The 18,527-nt window shown below is 32.3% G+C and carries 16 protein-coding genes; 1 reads left to right on the top strand and 15 read right to left on the bottom strand.

The features are described from left to right. Positions 1 to 12 precede the first annotated feature (12 nt). The 15 genes from GMA06_RS02345 to GMA06_RS02275 all read right to left on the bottom strand — a co-directional run bounded on the left by GMA06_RS02345 (position 13) and on the right by GMA06_RS02275 (position 17,720). Positions 13 to 2,277 carry a glycoside hydrolase family 65 protein gene (locus tag GMA06_RS02345; RefSeq protein WP_163561561.1) on the bottom strand — a complete coding sequence of 755 codons (2,265 nt, stop codon included), beginning with the start codon at positions 2,275 to 2,277 and terminating at the stop codon, positions 13 to 15. A 428-nt stretch (positions 2,278 to 2,705) separates the two neighbouring features. Continuing rightward, positions 2,706 to 3,638, bottom strand: coding sequence for an HD domain-containing protein (locus tag GMA06_RS02340; protein ID WP_163561560.1), 933 nt, complete (start codon positions 3,636 to 3,638; stop codon positions 2,706 to 2,708). 16 nt (positions 3,639 to 3,654) lie between these two features. Further along, on the bottom strand, positions 3,655 to 6,387 hold the full coding sequence (locus tag GMA06_RS02335) for an AAA family ATPase (protein WP_163561559.1): 2,733 nt from the start codon (positions 6,385 to 6,387) through the stop codon (positions 3,655 to 3,657). 18 nt (positions 6,388 to 6,405) lie between these two features. After that, positions 6,406 to 7,611, bottom strand: coding sequence for a DNA repair exonuclease (locus tag GMA06_RS02330; RefSeq protein WP_163561558.1), 1,206 nt, complete (start codon positions 7,609 to 7,611; stop codon positions 6,406 to 6,408). 39 nt (positions 7,612 to 7,650) lie between these two features. Continuing rightward, the gene (locus GMA06_RS02325; protein ID WP_163546297.1) at positions 7,651 to 8,004 is read right to left on the bottom strand and encodes a YlbF family regulator; all 354 of its coding nucleotides are present in this window, start codon (positions 8,002 to 8,004) and stop codon (positions 7,651 to 7,653) included. A gap of 63 nt (positions 8,005 to 8,067) precedes the next feature. Next, the gene (locus tag GMA06_RS02320; protein ID WP_163561557.1) at positions 8,068 to 8,880 is read right to left on the bottom strand and encodes a DNA-processing protein DprA; all 813 of its coding nucleotides are present in this window, start codon (positions 8,878 to 8,880) and stop codon (positions 8,068 to 8,070) included. A 57-nt stretch (positions 8,881 to 8,937) separates the two neighbouring features. Beyond that, positions 8,938 to 9,720 carry a ribonuclease HII gene (locus GMA06_RS02315; protein ID WP_163561556.1) on the bottom strand — a complete coding sequence of 261 codons (783 nt, stop codon included), beginning with the start codon at positions 9,718 to 9,720 and terminating at the stop codon, positions 8,938 to 8,940. Further along, on the bottom strand, positions 9,720 to 10,586 hold the full coding sequence (ylqF, locus tag GMA06_RS02310; RefSeq protein ID WP_163561555.1) for a ribosome biogenesis GTPase YlqF: 867 nt from the start codon (positions 10,584 to 10,586) through the stop codon (positions 9,720 to 9,722). Before ylqF ends, GMA06_RS02315 begins: the two co-directional genes overlap by 1 nt. 398 nt (positions 10,587 to 10,984) lie before the next feature. Continuing rightward, a complete protein-coding gene (locus tag GMA06_RS02305) occupies positions 10,985 to 11,725 on the bottom strand; it encodes a GntR family transcriptional regulator (protein WP_163546293.1) in 741 nt (246 codons plus the stop codon). Between the two features lie 20 nt (positions 11,726 to 11,745). Further along, the gene (locus GMA06_RS02300) at positions 11,746 to 12,507 is read right to left on the bottom strand and encodes a nucleoside phosphorylase (RefSeq protein WP_205422907.1); all 762 of its coding nucleotides are present in this window, start codon (positions 12,505 to 12,507) and stop codon (positions 11,746 to 11,748) included. A gap of 22 nt (positions 12,508 to 12,529) precedes the next feature. Next, on the bottom strand, positions 12,530 to 13,111 hold the full coding sequence (locus GMA06_RS02295) for a YitT family protein (RefSeq protein ID WP_275896927.1): 582 nt from the start codon (positions 13,109 to 13,111) through the stop codon (positions 12,530 to 12,532). Between the two features lie 3 nt (positions 13,112 to 13,114). Continuing rightward, positions 13,115 to 14,038: an ABC transporter permease gene (locus GMA06_RS02290; protein WP_163546290.1), complete on the bottom strand. Its 924-nt coding sequence runs from the start codon at positions 14,036 to 14,038 to the stop codon at positions 13,115 to 13,117. Further along, positions 14,035 to 15,090, bottom strand: a complete 1,056-nt coding sequence (locus GMA06_RS02285; protein ID WP_163546289.1) for an ABC transporter permease — start codon at positions 15,088 to 15,090, stop codon at positions 14,035 to 14,037. Before GMA06_RS02285 ends, GMA06_RS02290 begins: the two co-directional genes overlap by 4 nt. Then, on the bottom strand, positions 15,087 to 16,595 hold the full coding sequence (locus tag GMA06_RS02280; RefSeq protein WP_163561553.1) for an ABC transporter ATP-binding protein: 1,509 nt from the start codon (positions 16,593 to 16,595) through the stop codon (positions 15,087 to 15,089). The genes GMA06_RS02285 and GMA06_RS02280 overlap by 4 nt, the downstream gene beginning before the upstream one ends. Before the next feature lie 30 nt (positions 16,596 to 16,625). After that, positions 16,626 to 17,720, bottom strand: a complete 1,095-nt coding sequence (locus GMA06_RS02275; RefSeq protein ID WP_163561552.1) for a BMP family ABC transporter substrate-binding protein — start codon at positions 17,718 to 17,720, stop codon at positions 16,626 to 16,628. Between the two features lie 392 nt (positions 17,721 to 18,112). Between GMA06_RS02275 and GMA06_RS02270 the strand changes: the two genes are divergently transcribed. Next, the coding region (locus GMA06_RS02270) for a helix-turn-helix domain-containing protein (protein WP_163561551.1) at positions 18,113 to 18,527 on the top strand (415 nt) is incomplete at its 3' end.

Genomic DNA, 18,527 nt, shown 5'->3' with positions numbered 1-18,527 from the left:
TTCTTTAACAAACTACAATAAAATACGTATAGTATCTTCTAATCGAACGATTTCATTTTTTATACAAATAGATAGCGCATCTCCTTTAACACGTTTAACAGTAATGTACTCTTTATCCACAGAAATGTGTAATAATCGTTGTCTAAAGTTAATGTTAAAACAATAGCCTTGCCAATTTTTCGGAACAAAAGGATGAAAACTTAACATGTTCTTATATACACGCATACCAGCAAAGCCTTGTACAATGGATAACCAACTACCGCTCATAGACGTAATATGTAACCCATCTTCTGTATCATGATTATAATTGTCTAAATCTAAGCGTGCTGTACGTGCATATAATTCAACAGCTTTATTCTCTTTGCCTAATTCAGCAGCTAAAATAGCATGGACACATGGAGAAAGCGATGATTCATGTACCGTTAAAGGTTCATAAAAATTAAAATGACGCTCTTTCTCCTCAAATGTATATGTATCATTAAAGAAATAAATACTTTGTAAAACATCTGCTTGTTTAATATATGGCGAACGTAAAATTTTATCCCATGACCATTTTTGATTGAGAGGTCTATCTTCTGGTTTCAATTCAGAAACTGGCGTTAAATCTTTATCTAAAAATGTATCGTGTTGGATATAAATACCCAATGTTTCGTCATAAGGTAAATACATACGATTGACAATATCCTGCCATTTATTCATTTCTTCTTTCGTCAATGCTAATGCGTTGTATTTATCTTGTGTCAACTGATTTATTGTTTCTAGTGTATACGACAAGGTCCACTTCGCTATATTATTTGTATGATAGTTATTATTCACATTATTTTCGTACTCATTTGGACCTGTCACACCATGTATCATATATTGTTCATGCCGTTTTGAATAATGTACTCTATCCGCCCAAAATCTTGAAATACCAACTAAAACATCAATTCCTTTATTCAATAAATATTGTGTGTTTCCTGTATAATTGGTGTAGTTATAAATTGCCCAAGCAATAGCTCCATTACGATGAATTTCTTCAAATGTAATTTCCCACTCGTTATGACACTCTATTCCGGTAAATGTTACCATTGGATACAACGCACCTTGTAGTCCTTGTTGTGCAGCATTATGATACGCTCCGTCTAATTGGTTGTAACGATACACTAATAATTCTTCTGTTACACGCTCATCTGCTACTGATAAATACATCGGCATAATATAGGCTTCTGTATCCCAATAAGTAGCCCCTCCATATTTTTCTCCAGTAAATCCTTTTGGACCAATATTCAATCGTGAATCTTCTCCATAATAAGTTGAAAATAGTTGAAAAATATTAAAACGAATGCCTTGTTGTGCCTCATCATCTCCAAAAATTTGCACATCTGCTTTTTCCCAACGTTTTTTCCATGCTTGTTCATGTTCTTGTTTTAATACATTGTATCCTTTTCGGCTTGCCTTTTCTAAAATAGCCTGAGATACATCTAGCTGATTTTCTTCGGCAACATCTCGACTTGTTACAACTGACACATATTTTATCAACTTTAATGTATTTCCAGTATGCAACATACCTCGCCATATCTCATGTGCAGAAAAATCAGTCGCATCATATTCTGTCGCAAAAGAGGTAGACCATTCATTTTTCATCGCTGTTAAAACTGTAAAACGAGGTACTTCAAATGGATTATGCGTTGTTTTCGTTTGAAGATATAATGGCTCGACACCATAAGAAACACTTTCCCAAAAATGTTCATCATAATTGCTGTCTTCATTACATACATCACCTACTAATTTAGATGCTATATCTATGTTTACATTATCTGATAATACCTCTATATTTAGAGAAATAAGTGCCAATTCTTGTTGCACAATACTCAAAAAACGTTCAAATGAAAACCGTACTTTTGCATCCTCTCTTATTAGCGTAAATGAACGTGTTAATACACCATTTTTCATATTTAAATCTAAACTAAAATCTTCAATAGTATCCACTGCTAAATCCAAAGGCTTACCATTAATACTAATATCTATAGCTAAAAAATTTGTTGCATTAATGACTTTCCCAAAATATTGCGGATACCCATTTTTCCACCAACCAACACGTGTTTTATCTGGATACCACACACCAGCTATATAAGTTCCTAAATGCGTATCTCCTGAATACCCCTCTTCAAAAAAACCTCGCATACCCATATAACCATTTCCAATAGACGTCAAACTTTCTTGTAGACGTTTATCTTCTTTTTCTAATTTATTTGAAATAATATGCCATTGATCAATATCAAATAATCGTTTCATGATACAATCCTCCTTACAACGCTTTCAATCTCTATTATGCCATATATCTTTGCCTATACAAGTGTTTTTATTGTATTACAGATAATATTTTTATGGATTGATAAAAAACAACTAATATAAAGGCTACCTTTTGTAACTATCAAAACATGTCTTAAACTTGAAGCGTATCATAAGAAGATTTACTATAAAATAAAAACATCAAAAAACAGTCATATCAAGGGATTAAACCTTTTAGAATAACTATCTTTTCATCGATGTTATTCCTGTATAGCTATATAGAAAAAGCAGTATTGTATCTGTTTAGTTATTTCTTTGATATACACAGTAATTTAGATTATAACAAATTTTATTTATACTTCCTTTATACTAAAAAGAGTGAACTAGTCGCTGCTAGTTCACTCTTTTTAACTCGATATATTATCAACGCATCATTTGGGTTTATAAAACATTCGATTATCTAAACCATAGATTTTATCAGAATATTGCCCTGCTTCTGTTTTCTCTAAAGCATTTGTCATCATATTTAATGTTGCATCTAACATATCCAAATGATGTAATACTTCTGCTTCTAGTATTTTAGGTACAACTGGAGAGCCGTATTCTAATTTACCATGATGCGATAATACAATATGTTTTAATAATAGAACACTTTCTTTTTTATCATCAATATTTAACTCAATACACGCTTTTGTAATTTCATCTGACATAATGACAATATGCCCAATCAAATTTCCTTCTAATGTATAGTCTGTTCCAACACTACCTGATAATTCAACAACTTTACCAATATCATGTAGGACAACACCTGCTGCTAATAATGATAAATTAATTTCTGGGTACTGTTCTGATACAGATTTTGCCAATCGAAGCATAGACAAAGTGTGGTAGCTCAATCCCCCGACTAAAGCATGATGATGTCTTTTAGCAGCCGGGTATTCATAAAATACTTGCTTATATTTTTGATAAATATAGCGTACAATACGTGCCATAATAGCGTCTTCTATCCAACACAAAGCCACATTCATTTCTTCTTCTATTTCTAACACATCCATAGGGGCTCTTTCCATAAAATGCTCCACGCGAGCATTTTCTACTAGTTTTAAACTTGTTATTTTTATTTGGGGGGTATTTTTATAGACATCACGTTGTCCTATCAATAAAACAACTTTACCCACTTGAAATGCCTCAATATCTTCTTTTGATGCTCCCCAAAATTTTGCATCCATTTGTCCACTTTTATCTTGAAAGGTAAAAGCTATGTATTCTTTATCCATTTTGGTTAAACGAACATCTGCCGCTTTAATCAAAACAGGTAAATTCATGTCTTCCCCAACAACATAATCATATAATTTTTTCGTCATCACACACTCCTCCCATCTATGCGTGTAATCTTTCTATTTGTACCTTTTCTTTTAATTGATTTTCTATATCTGTATCAAATGTGAAATACAAGACTTGATTTGTTTTTGACAAATCTTCTAATAACTCGTATACAACAGTCAATCTTGTTTTATCAAAATTCACAAAACTATCATCAATCAAAACAGGTAAGGATAAGCGGCTTGAAATATATCGAATAAAAGCAAATCGTAGAGAAACATATAATTGTTCCAAAGTTCCTTGCGATAATTCATGTAATAAATAAACATCGCTATTTGCCTTAACCACTCGAATTGTTTCTTTATCAAAGGTTAATGCAACATAACGTTGATGTGTCAGCTTTGCAAATAGTTTCGAAGCTTCAACTAATAAATCATCTAAATGTCCCGAAGTACCAACACTCAACAACATTTCAATGAATCTTGCTGACAACAAATAACTTCCAACCTCACTCATCAAGTCATACACCTCGTCTTTTAACGATGTATATTCTTGTAAAACTTGTGTGTACTCCCCATCCTTTTCTAATCGCTTCATGCTCTCCTCAACAGATGCCAACTGTTTATAAACATCAGCTTGCTGACGTATTATGTCGTTTAAATATACCTGTTTTTGTTGGAGATTTTCTTCAATAGCTTGTTTATCTGCATAGACACTTAAATCCACCGTCGAAGATTGTAATTGCTCTTGTAAAAGTACTTGTCTATCTAAAAAACGTTTTGCTTTTTCATACAACATGACTTTTTCATAAAAACTTGCTGTATCTTTTACACCTACTTCATCCAATAAATGCTGACGATTCGTTTTTAAAAGTGTGATTTCTTGATTTAAAGTTGCTATATCATAAGCTAATTGCTTTTGTTGTTCTGATTTTTGATGCTCTTTTGCAACGACAATATTCATTGTATCAACATATTTTTTAAAATTTGTTAATACTTGTCTTAAATGCGACACATCATCTAAATCTGTTTCGAGTAATGGATACTGTTGTTCATAAAATGAAAAAGAAGCTAACCATTTTTGAACTTGTTGATGATACATATCTTGTTGAGCTTGAATATTCTCAAGAGAATGTTTTAAGTCATATGCATAGTCAAGAGATTTTAACTGCTTCAAAGAAAGTACTTCAGGTATAGCATAGGCTTGTTTAAATGATATAGCTTTATTCTCAAAGATTTGTTGTTTATCTTGCAATAAACGCAATTCATTCTGTAAATCTTTTAAAGCTGTTACCTCTATATTTAGACGCTGTTCTTCTTCTTTTATTTGTTCGTTAATATAGTATTTTTTTGTATCCTGCTCTTTTTTTGCTTGATAATAATGCCGTTGCTCTACCGCAAAATATGCTATTAGTCCACTACTTAAAACGGCTACTAATATACCAATATAAACAGGCATAAAAACAAAGGCAATTATACTCAAAATATATCCAAACAAAGCACTTATCCACCATATCGCACTTGGTTTTTCTTGTTTCAGTCTAGAAATAGGTGATTTTCTAAGTTGTTCTAGTCGATCTTGTTTATCTAACAAACGTTGTTTAAGAGTTTTTATTTGTTCTTCTAAAGGGATTCTTTCTTGTGAAATAGCTTCCTCTTCTTGACACAGCATTTCAAATGTATCATCTTTTTGGTAAGCCTCATTTGGTAGTCTATCTATATCAAAACGTTGACATTCTAATAACAAAGCATCTTCTTTCACACTTTTTTCATAATCAGACTTTAATAATACTTGCATAAACTGTTCAATTTTTGGCAATAATTGAATGGTCTGTTTAATCAAATGTGCCTGTTCTTTGTACCAAGTTAAATCAACTTCTTGTGTTGCACTCACTGTACGTTGTTTTAATGTCCCAAGCTGTTTATCATAATAAGCGATTTGTTCATCAATCTTCTGCAATGTTTCTTTCGCATGCTCCGGTATCGAAACTGATTTAAACTGTCCATATTCTAATTCTATTTGTTGAGATTCTACTAATATGCCATATAGTGCAAGTCCTTTTTCAATGGATTGAATATCTTGTTTCAATGCTGTTTCTTTTTGAAATAATTCTTCTTTAGAAGATAAAACGTCTTGTCTATCCGCTAATAATTGTGCATAGGTTTCTTGTTGATTTTGTAAATATTGTAATTTTTCATCTAGTTTTTTCAATAATGTTAATTTTTGATTGAGTAATGGATTGCTTCCAGATTGTTTATACAATCCTTGTGCTTTAGATAGCCACATATCTCTTAATTGATACAATGTATCACTACCACTTGTACCAATCGTTAAAAAATAACGATTTAAATCATTGGCATCTACTTTTGTCAACTCTTGTAAATGAGATAATTGTAGTGCATAAAAACTATCATAAATATCTTGTGTGACATTCCCTAATATATCATCTAATACATTATCTGGAAGTGTATCACCTTTTTCATTTTTTATTGTTAATATGCCACTGGCTGAACCTTTTAACTGTCTAACTCGTTCAACAATAACCGTTCCATATTGGGTATCTTCTAGTACAATTTGTCCACCATATTGCGTATCTGTTTTTGGAATATATTGGTTAATATCCTTTTTACGTGCTGTTGGAAATCCAAATAAAATACTCTTAATAAACGATTGTAAAGTGGACTTACCCGCTTCATTATGACCTGTAAAAACCACCAAATCTTCCGTTAAATCAATGATTTTATTACTCCATTTCCCATATCCATATATATGTAATTTTGACAGACGCATGAATTACCTCCTTTCTCTTTAATGATTTATCTGCTGTTCAACAGTATTTATTGCTTTTGAGAAAACTTCTTCTTTAAAGACATCATCATGTAATAAATCAGGAAAGAGCGTTCTTATCGTTGTATTTTTAAACAATGATTGCAGAGCCGTCTGATACTCTTTATTTTCAACACCATATTGTTGTATGTTCCCCCATTTTTTCTCCATGGATACATTTAAATTTAATGTATGTGTATGGGATGATAAAAATGTTAAACGATATATATACATAGCGTTTTGTGATAACACTTGTAATGCCTCATCTGTTTGTAAAAATTGTCGTAATTCTTCTGGAATATGTGCATGCTCTATGAAGTCGATCGATATAATTTTTGTTTGCTGTGAAGATGTTATTTCCTCTTTTTTTAGTAAAGATTGCACATCTTCTACAGTAGAGCATTCAGATAACGAAAGTGTCACATGTTCCCATAAAATTGTTTCCGCAGGAATAAATTCAAGTACTGCCTCTTTGCCTTTGTCTAAAGTCACAAGATATGCTCCCTTTTTTCCTGTTTCTTTGCAATTTAATCCTTGAATATTACCAGCATATACAATAGGAGGCTTTTCTTGTAAAATAGATCGTTTATGAATATGTCCTAATGCCCAATAATCATAGTGTTTACTGTTTAATTCACTTAAAGAAAAAGGTGCATACAATCCCTTTTCTGTTGCGATACTTTCTAATGCACCATGTAACACACCTACGTGGTAATCAACATTTGAAAACCGTACTGGATAATGCGTTACTTTTCTATCTTGCACATGTACATGATGATAACTAAAACCACTAAAGGCTACTTTTTCTTGAGATTTTGTCGTTAAAACAAATGTTTCAACATGTTCATCAAATACATACACTTTCTCTGGCAAAGCAACAATTTTAGGCAGACGTACATAATCGTGATTTCCATGGCATAGCACAATTTGAATATGATGATCCACTAATCGCTGTAATTGTTCCTTAAAAAATAACTGTGCAGACACACTTGGATATACACTATTAAAACTATCCCCTGCAATCACCACAATATCAACCTGCTGTTCAATAGCATACGTTACCAAATATTGAAAAGATATTTTACTCGCCTCTTGGCATTTTATCATCAACTCTGGAAAAATATTACGAATATGATGAAATGGACTATCCAAATGTATATCTGAAATGTGTAAAAATTGAATACTCATACAGTACCTTTCCGTTCCATATTGTAAGAAAAAAGAGAACTATGCGTTCTCTGGATGATATAATTCTGAAAGTGGTTTTGTAATAATACGATTTAAGTCTTCCATAAGAACACTTAATGTTTGCTCAGCTTTCACCAATTCCATAATATATTCATTATCTTGTGCTTTTTTAGATACTTCCTCAGCTTCTTTTAAATCTTCTTCTGTTGGCTGTGTACCTGTCATTTGCATTGTTTGGAATTTTTCTGTCAATGCTTTAAATGCTTCAAACTGTTCTTTTGCTTGTGCATTTCCTTCAATTTTTTGAATTACTTCTCTTAATGCATTCACTGGTTCTGATACACGTAAAGCACGTTCCAATTCGTTAGCAATATCATATAAATTTTGTGTCATAATAACCTCCAAAAATGTCCTTTATAAAAAAATTATACCATAAACACAACTAAATAGGTACTCTCATTCCTCGTTTAATGTTGTTGGACTTAATAATGGAATAGCACCTTCTTTTATGAGTTGATTATCACCCTGTTTTAAAAATAATGAATGCGGTGGTACAAATAAAGATTTTCCTTGCTCGAGTGTAAACTCAACCGCAATATGATGTGAACAAGTTTGAATACCACAGATTTTATCCGACAAACTTACAACTAACTCCATTTGTCGCTTTAATACTTGTTTATTAAAAAATGTTCCTAACGGATATTCTGTAATAATCAAGCCCTTTTCTTGTAAGCGTCTTTGTAAGAAAATATATTTTAAAGGATAGGACACATCACAACCTGTTGCCAAAACAGCAATACATTTTTTATGTGCTATTAACGTTTGTTCATATAATTGACCAATATGCTTGTCGCATAAACTACTCACAAATACGTCATAATGACTTTTCATTAACACATTTGAAAGCACTTGTTCACCATAGTGATCAAAATACCTAGAACTAAAAACACCTATCTTTTTATCCTTAAGCAAATCAATCTGTCCCTTACAAAACAAAACGAGAGGCGGTCTACGTGTTCGTAATAAATCTATCGGATAAACACTATCAAAAATCGTTATAATTTTTATTTGATGTTGTTGATACATTGCCCTAATCTGTTCAATCTGCTTTAAATCAACTAAAAACTGCTGTGCTTTCTGTTTATCCAACACATGATAAATGGCTGTTTGTATATGTTGATAGTGTAATAGACACTTCACCAAATCAATACCGTCTTTCCAAGTACCGTAAGACGCATGAATAAAAAGTAAAAGTACATCTTGAAACATTTCTTTTCTCCTTTTCTTTTTTATATACTATATATGCAAAAAACAACAATTTTCACTTTATTGGTGAAAATTGTTGTTTAACATCGTTTTAATCGGTTCAAAACTTTTACGATGAATAGGCGTTATACCATATTTTTCTAAACCTAATAAATGATCTTTTGTGCCATATCCAGCATTTTTATCAAAAGCATAATGTGGATAGTGTTGAGCATACTCACACATCATTCTATCTCGTGTTACTTTAGCGATAATACTTGCACAGGCAATACTATAACTTCTTGCATCACCTTTAATCAAACTTTCTTGTGGTAAATCATTTGTTAATGTCATCGCATCAATCAATAAGAAATCTGGTTTTATTGACATTTTATCAACGGCTTGTTGCATAGCTACTTTTGTTGCTTGATAAATATTTAATGTATCAATATCATTCGGTTCAACAATGCCAATACCAACACTAATTGCATTTGCCATAATCTCTTTATATAATTTCTCTCTTTTTTTCTCAGATAATTGTTTTGAATCATTCACTGATAAAATAAAGGTATCCATTGGCATCATAACACACGCTGCAACAACTGGTCCTGCTAGTGGTCCACGTCCAACTTCATCAATTCCTGCAATAGCTTTGTATCCATTTTTTGTCAATGCTTTTTCAAAAGATAGCATACTATCTAATTTTTCTTGAAGTTTCTTGAATTTTACTAGCTTGTCTTCCCAACTTTTTAACGCCTGTTGAACACTTTTTCTCTCATCTTGATACCATTCCACAGGTATATCCTGTTTATGTTGTATACTGTTCAATGCATCCTTAATTTGCGACGTTGTCCATTTTGTCATTACATATCCTCTTCTTCCAATAACATATCCGATACATGATCCAATGTATAGCCACCTAATTTGCCACTTCTAATATCAAAAATAATTTTTTCATTTGCTTTATCGTAATCGTCTTTTAGTCCCATACGTTCCGTCATATACATCAATAATTCTGCATTTGGTAAGTCTAAGTTTTCTTGGGTTAAACCAAATGATTTTTTGAATGATTCAGGATAATAACGAGCAAAAAAGTCAATCGCAAATAAAGACACATCTTCTAGTTGAAGAATCGTATCTTTAATGGCACCTGTTAAGGCTAATTTTTTCCCAATACTTTCATCCTCAAACTTCGGCCATAAAATCCCCGGTGTATCTAACAATTCAAATTCTGTTCCTAACTTTAACCATTGTTGTCCTTTTGTTACTCCCGGTTTATTACCTGTCACAGCTTTATTTTTTTTAATAAAGCGATTGATTAACGTTGATTTTCCAACATTTGGGATACCTAAAATCATCAATCGAATCGGACGTGATTTCAAGCCTTTTGCACGTAATTTTTCAAACTTTTCAGACATCATGTCTTTCAGTTTTTCTTGAATTTGTTTTAATCCTTTTCCGTCTTTTGCAGAAATAGTTAAAATATCAATACTTCGTTCTTTAAAATAGGATACCCATTCTTTTGTGAGTTTGTCATCAGCTAAGTCAACTTTATTTAATACTACAAGACGCTTTTTTTCACCCACAATCTCATCAATCATCGGATTACGACTTGAATAAGGAATGCGGGCATCCAATAATTCAATGACAATATCCACTAATTTTAATTTCTCGATTGCTTCCCTCTTGGCTTTTGCCATATGCCCTGGAAACCATTGAATTGTGCTCATATTTGCAACTCCTTTATTTACTGTTTCATCTACGCTTGTTTATTATAGCTTATGTTATTAGGAAAGGAAAATAAAAACAAATAGGATAGTCGTATTTTTAACGTATTCTTTGAAACTATCTTCTAAACATAAAAAAGTTCTCTGTCAAATAATATGAGTTAATAAAAACAAGAAATCTTTTTGTACTTTTCTCCCACTAAGAAAAATAACGTATGATTAAAAAATCTTCTATGCCTCTATTTCAATAAAACTTTATAAACACTATAAAATAATAAAAAGGTGTTGATAGCTTCCTTTTGGAAGCCATCAACACCAAAAAGTAGGAATGAATATGATCCATTCCTACCAAAATTTTTCTCAATATAATAAAATCAAAATTCAATCTTTTTAAAAGAATATTATCTTTTAGAATGAATATAAAAATTATATTCAGACGGTACACAATATGATTTTGTATAAACAGTTGGTATGCCCATTTCTGTATACATTACTTCATAAAAACAACACAATGAACTGCCTTCTGTAATCTCTAATCGTTTTGCGATACGACTTCTAACATCAATAACACGCAAATCAACATAAGACTCATTTGTCTTTTGGGCAATATAATTAAAAATGAACGTTTGCATGTCATCATAATTATTTAATGATATATTTTCATGTTGTAAAATATCATACGGTAAAAATATATCCATGCAACTGATTTTCTTATCATCGACACAATAAATCAATTCAAAGAGAACAACCAACTTTTCATTATCAATACGCAAAGTTTCACTAATAATTTTAGTTGCAGGTTGATAAGAAATATTTGTCAGTGTCCATTTTCCTTTTTCTCTCGAAAAGCGATCACAAATAACGGTCTTTTTTTCTAAACCTTCTGATGTTTTAGCAATTTTTTCTGTGACATAATTACCCGAGCCATGTTTATTAATGATAAGTCCGTCTTCTTGAAAAAGAAGTAACGCTTGTCGTAAAGTACCTCGACTAATGTTTAACATTTTAGCCAATTCGTTTTCATTCGGGAGTTTATCTCCTGGTAAATAATGCCCATCTGCCATCAAACTATATAATGTTTCATAAGCACTGACATATAAAGGGACTTTTGATTTAGATACTTCTGTTTGTTCTTTTACCATAATATAAACTCCTGTATTTTTTATTTTTGTTGCGAATCTGCCTTAATGACTTCTTTCATTGCTTCAATAGCAGTTAAGATCGCACGCTCTTCTAAATCACCAGGATATGTTTTTGCATCTGAACTATAATTTTTATAATTAGTCGCAGAAACAAGTACTGTTGCGGAACGACAACCTTCTATTGTTCCTGTCACAGAAAATAATGTTGCACTTTCCATTTCTGTACTTGTTGCACCACTTCGCTCATAAGCATTCCACTTATTAATTAACTCATAGCTAACTGGTTTTGTTTCAGGCTCTGTTTGTGTGTAGAAAGAATCTTTTGTAATAGACGGTGCAATATTATATTCATACCCCAACTTAATTGCTGCCTTTTCAAGTTCTTTCAATAAATAATAGTCCGGAACAGCTGGAAACTCAACTGGTGTGTAATGTAGACTTGTTCCTTCCATTTTAACACATCCATTAGGAATAACAACATCCCCCCTCTTCACTTTTGGAGAAACAGAAGCACATGTTCCTATACGTATAAATGTTTTAACACCCAATTTAGCCAATTCTTCAACTGTAATGGCTGTTGATGGGCCTCCCATACCTGTTGATGTAACGGTTACTTTTACACCGTCTAAATATCCAGAATATGTTGTATGTTCTCTATTTTGTGCAACTTTTTCGCTGTTTTCAAGATATTTTGATATTTTTAATGCACGTTCTGGAGAACCAGGTAAAAAAGCGTACTCTCCTACATCTCCTTTTTTTAATGCAATATGTAACATTTTCATGTTTTCGTCCATTATCATAACCTCACTTTTTCTTTATATATTTCATTGTTTGATTCATTATTGGTCCAGTCGTTACCATACCTATAATTGTTCCGATTCCAATATTGCTTCCTAATAAAAATCCTAATCCTACTAAAATCATATCTAAAATAATTCTAGCAATTTTTATTGGAACATGGCATTTATTTTTAATAATAATCATAAAAGCATCGACTGTTCCTTCACCTAAATTAGATGATACATATAAGCCCAACCCCATTGAAAATAGCACACAAGCTATTATCAAAAGTATCCACTGTATACTCCAATGAGTTGCTTCAAGTGGTAATTTCATAAACATATCAATAAATATGCCAACACATACCCCGTTTATCACTGTCCCTATTCCTATGCGGCTTTTATCTAAAGCAAACACAACAATCAATAACGATAACATAATTAGTTGAGAAGCAGTTCCCACACTAATGTTTACTGTTAAAGAAACGCCATTAGTAAAAGTAGTTAACGGATTAGCTCCTAGCCCAGATTTTAGAAAAAGCGCTATTCCTAAACTCATCACCAATAGTCCAGTGATTAGGTATATATATTGTCTAGTTTTACTCAATCTTTAGTCCACCAACTTTCCAAGTCCCTCTGGAGCTGTTGGTGTTTTTGATTTTAATCCAACGACTAACAATACAAATAATGTCGTCATATATGGTAAAAGCGATATTAAATGCGTTGGAATACTTGCATCAACTAATTTAAAACGCACTGCTTGCGCTGTTGAGAAAATAAAACTTGCACCTAGTGAGCCTAGTGGATGCCATCCACCAAAAATATTTGCCGCTAATCCCATAAATCCTCTTCCGGCAACCATATCTGTTACAAATAAATTATTTTGTGAAATAGATAAGAAAGAACCGGCAAGACCTGCAATCATTCCACTTATCATCAACGCAATATAGCGATAACGATTTACAGAAATACCTGCAGTTTGTACTGCATAAGGATTTTCTCCCATTGCTCGTAAACGTAGACCAACTTTTGTTTTATACATGATAATATATGTCGCTGCGACAATGATAACCATAAAGTACAAATATGGACTTTGATCTAAGAACAAACGGTTTATAAACGGAATATCACTCAAAATAGGAATAGTAACTGTAGGAACAGTTTGAACAGTTGTTGATAATCCTTCTGCATCCCATATCATTTTTAATAATACAGCCGTTACACCACTTCCTAGAAAATTAAAACCAACACCTACAACTGATTGTTGGGCACGGTAACGTAAAACAAATACACCATACAATAATCCCATCAATCCACCAATTACAATAGAGGCTATGACACCTATCCAAGGATTATTTGTTAAATATACGCCTAATACACCAAAGAAAGAACCAAATAACATCAATCCTTCTACACCAAGTAAAATAACACCACTACGTTCCGCAATAGTTCCACACAAAGCACCTAATACAATGGGAATAGATAGTTGAATAGCAAGATACAAAATATCGAGTACAAATGTGACATGATTCATTTTTTAATCATCTCCTTTCTTTTCGATACAAAACTAATAATTTTAGGTGCTGAAATGAATAAAATAACCAAACCTTGAATAACCACTATAATACTACTTGAAACAGCTGTTTCACGGCTCATTCTCAAAGCACCATTATCCATAATACCAAATAAGAAAGCTGATAAAATAACACCAAGAGGATTATTTTTCCCTAAAACAGCAACTGCAATTCCTGTAAAGCCAAACGAAGGAGAAAATCCTTCAATGAAACGATACTGCTTTCCTAACACTTCGGTAATACCTGCTAAAGAAGCGATACTTCCACTAAGTGCCATAGCAAAAATCATAGTTGCTTTACTATTTATCCCCGCTGCTTGTGCAGCTGATTTATTAGAACCTACGGCACGAATTTTATAACCAATACTCGTTTTCCATAATAAAATATAAATAGCTGCTACAACAATTAAAGCAATAAATAAAGCACTTGTTAGTTGTGTTCTTGGTAACAATTTTGGTAATTGAAACGATTCAGCAATCATTTCTGTTTGTGCCACAGTACCAGGTGCTTTTAAAGGACCGTTTGCTAAAAATGACGTAAAATGTTTAACGATATAATTCAACATAATCGCAACAATTACTTCGTTTATTTGAAATACAGCTTTAAAAACACCTGAAATAGCACCGATCAATGCTCCTGCTAAAATACCAGAGATAAAAATAATTGGTAAAGCAATGAACGGGCTCATATTTGGCATGGCTAAAGCAACGATAACAGATACCATAGCAGCAAAAGTTAATTGCCCTTCTGCCCCAATATTAAAAACACCACTTCTAAAACCTACAGCAACAGCTAAACCTGTAAAAATGAGCGGAATGGTTTTACTTACTGTATTGGCAATATCACGAGGGCTACCTAATGCTCCTGCTAGCAATGATTGATAAACTTTAACAGGATTTTCTCCCATAACAGCAATAACAATAGCACCAATGACTAATGCCACAACAATCGCAAATAAAGATACTGATAAGTCATACCATATCGAATATTTCATAAATGTTTTTTTAGTCATGATGATTCACCTACTTTCTTATTTCCTGCCATAAGATTTCCAATATGCTCTTGATCAAATGCATCACGCGTTAAAATATCTTGGAATTCTCCCTCAAACATCACACCTATACGGTCACTTAAATTCATGACTTCTGTCAATTCAGCCGAAATGAGTAAAATCGCTTTTCCTTCATCACGTAGTTTTAATAATGTTTCATGAATAAACTCAATCGCACCAACATCTAATCCACGAGTTGGTTGACAAGCCACTACTAATTTAGGATGTCTACTCGTTTCTCTGGCAACAACAACTTTTTGCTGATTCCCACCAGATAATGTTTTAATTGGTACAGATGCATTTGGTAAACGAATATCAAATTTTTCGATCAATTCGTTGCTATACTTATACAATTCTTTTTCTTGAACAACTCCATTTTTCACAAACGGCTCACTATCTTGAAAACCTAATAGAATATTTTCTAAAACAGAAAAATCTGGTAAAATAGCACGTTTAAAGCGATCTGATGGAATATATCCAATCCCTAATTTTTTCCGTGAAGCCGGATTTAATTGACCAATATCTTGTTGATGAAACATCACTTGATTTTCTGATGATTTAATCAATCCGACAATTGACTCTTCTAATTGAAGTTGTCCATTTCCTTCAACACCTGCTACACCAAAAATTTCACCTGCTCGAATAGAAAATGACACTGTTTTATTCGTATGAGATAATAGTGGTAACGCATTCACTTCTAACACGACATCACCTTGTATCTCTTGTTCAACCGACTGAATAATCGTGACATCGCGTCCCACCATAGCATTCGCTAATTTTTCCGTATTTGTACTATTTTTATCAATAGACGTGATGACTTTACCACGTCTTATAACCGTAATTGTATCGGCTACTTCCATAATCTCATTAAGTTTATGTGTGATAAAAATAATTGTTTTTCCTTTTTCTTTTAATGAACGAATCATATCGAATAATTCTAATACTTCTTGTGGGGTCAATACAGCAGACGGTTCATCTAATATTACAGTATCAGCACCTCGGTATAATGTTTTTAATATTTCTACCCTTTGCTTCATACCGATAGATAAATTCGCAACTTTTTCATTCAAATCTAATTGGAAACCATATTTTTCAACTAATGCACTGACTTCCTTATAAGATTGCTCTTTATCAATAAAAAAGTTACCGACTTCTTTTCCTAAAATAATATTTTCCAAAGCAGTCATTTGTTCTACCAACATAAAATGTTGATGTACCATTCCGACACCATATCTATAGGCATCCTCTGGATTGTGAATGACAGCTTTTTGTCCATTGATATAAATCTCACCTTGATCAGCTTTATGTAATCCAAATAAAACATTCATCAATGTTGATTTCCCTGAACCATTTTCTCCTAAAATACTATGGACTGTATTTTCTTCAACTTTTAAAGTAATATTGTCATTTGCCAATACTCCGGGAAACTGTTTTGTAATGTTTCTTAATTCAATAGCATAAGCCATTTTATTTCCTCCTTTACACGAGAGGTTCTGTTATTTTCCTAATTGATGACTCTCAATAAAACTGTCTACTTTATCTAATGCAGTAGGCACTTCAATTGAACCATCAATAATTTTTTTCTTAATGTCATCAACTGTTTTCACAATATCTTCAGATACTTTGATATTACTTTTATCTAATGTAATACCAACACCTTCTTGTTTCAAACCAAGTGTATTAATACCAGGTTTATAAGCATTTTCTACAACACTTTTAATTACTTCGTAAGATGCTTGATTTGCTAATTTCAACATACTTGCCATAATATAGTCTGGTTTAATTTTATTTTGATTTGAGTTAACTCCCATGCTAAGAAATCCTTTTTCTTCAGCTGCTTGGAATAATCCCATACCTGATGCACCTGCTGCATGGAAAACAATATCTGCATTTTTACTGTGCATTGTTTCTGCGATAACTTTTGCTGTAGATGGATCATTGAAGCTACCTGCATAATCAACTAATACAGTTAAGTCTTTATCAACATATCTTGCACCTGCTGTATATCCTGCTGCAAATTTATTAATAAGAGGACTTTCAACACCACCAATAAAACCAATTACTTTTTCTTTATTCAACATATTAAGAGTGCCTTCTTTTTTTACAAGCGCTGCCAATGCACCTAATAAGAAAGTACCTTCTTCTTCACGTGATACATAACAAGAAACATTTGGTAAATCTACTTGAGCATCAATCAAAGCAAATTTTTGTTCTGGATAATTTTTAGCAACGACTTTTATAGCGTCAACTTGTTCAAATCCTACGGCAATAACAAGTTGATATTTACCAGAACTTGCCATTTCATCTAATGTAATTTCTTGGTCAGAAACAGATTTTGGTTCTACATAATCAAACTCAACGCCTAAGTCATCTTTAGCACGTTTTACACCTTCAAATACTAAATCATTGAACGACTCTCCCCCTAATCCAGCAGTCGTAAATACAACGCCTACTCGTACAGATGATTTTTCATTTTTATCAGACATCATTTTTGTATCCGTTTTCTCACTTGATTGTGAAGAACACGCTGCTAATACCACAACCAATAATGCAATTACCACTTTATAGACCATTTTTAAAGATTTTGACATAATTATTCTCCTCTAAGTTTTTTATTATCCAATGAAATCACATTGTCTAGATACATAACAATATAGTGCCTCCTCTCATTTTCTCTCAATGTCATTACTCGGATAATTTGTCTAACAAAATATAAAATTGGTTGAACAACTTTATAAAGTGATAGTACCACTAGTGACAAAGGATGTCAACACATTTCTGATAACGCATACAAAAAATATCAAAAAGAAACAATTTATATAAAATACGAGATAATATAGCACAAAAAAGTGCTAATGCTTTTTTACAGGCTGTATAATTTTTAGGGTTGATGGCATAAGCCAACAACCCTAATTTTATGTAGACAAAAAGGCAATTTTCTCTTAAATTAAAAGTACGACCAAATAATAAGGAGAAATTGCCTATGTCTAATATAACAGAAATCTTACTACAATTAAAGGATAAAAACATCACATTTGATCATGAAAACGTATCAGAGTGTGACATTCGACATAAAAAATCATTAGTCTTATACGGTAAATTAACCTATACACCAGATTGTTGCCCAAATTGTCACGCAACCAATGGCATTGTAAAAAATGGGACACGTCAATCGCGACTGTCTTTATGCCAAATTTCAGGACTAAACGCCTATTTATCACTCACTAAACAACGTTTTTATTGTAAATCCTGTCAATCATCATTTACAGCTGAAACACCTATTGTGGATAAGCATTGTTTTATCACAAACCGTTTAAAACAAAAGATAATGGATACTTTAACAGAAACCATTTCAGAAACCTACATCGCTAAACAACACAATGTATCTGTACATACGG

It is taken from the genome of Granulicatella sp. zg-84 (assembly GCF_010892375.1).
Classification (GTDB): domain Bacteria; phylum Bacillota; class Bacilli; order Lactobacillales; family Aerococcaceae; genus WM01.
Note: the sequence above shows the minus strand (reverse complement) of the source record. Positions and strands in the feature narration are given on the sequence as shown.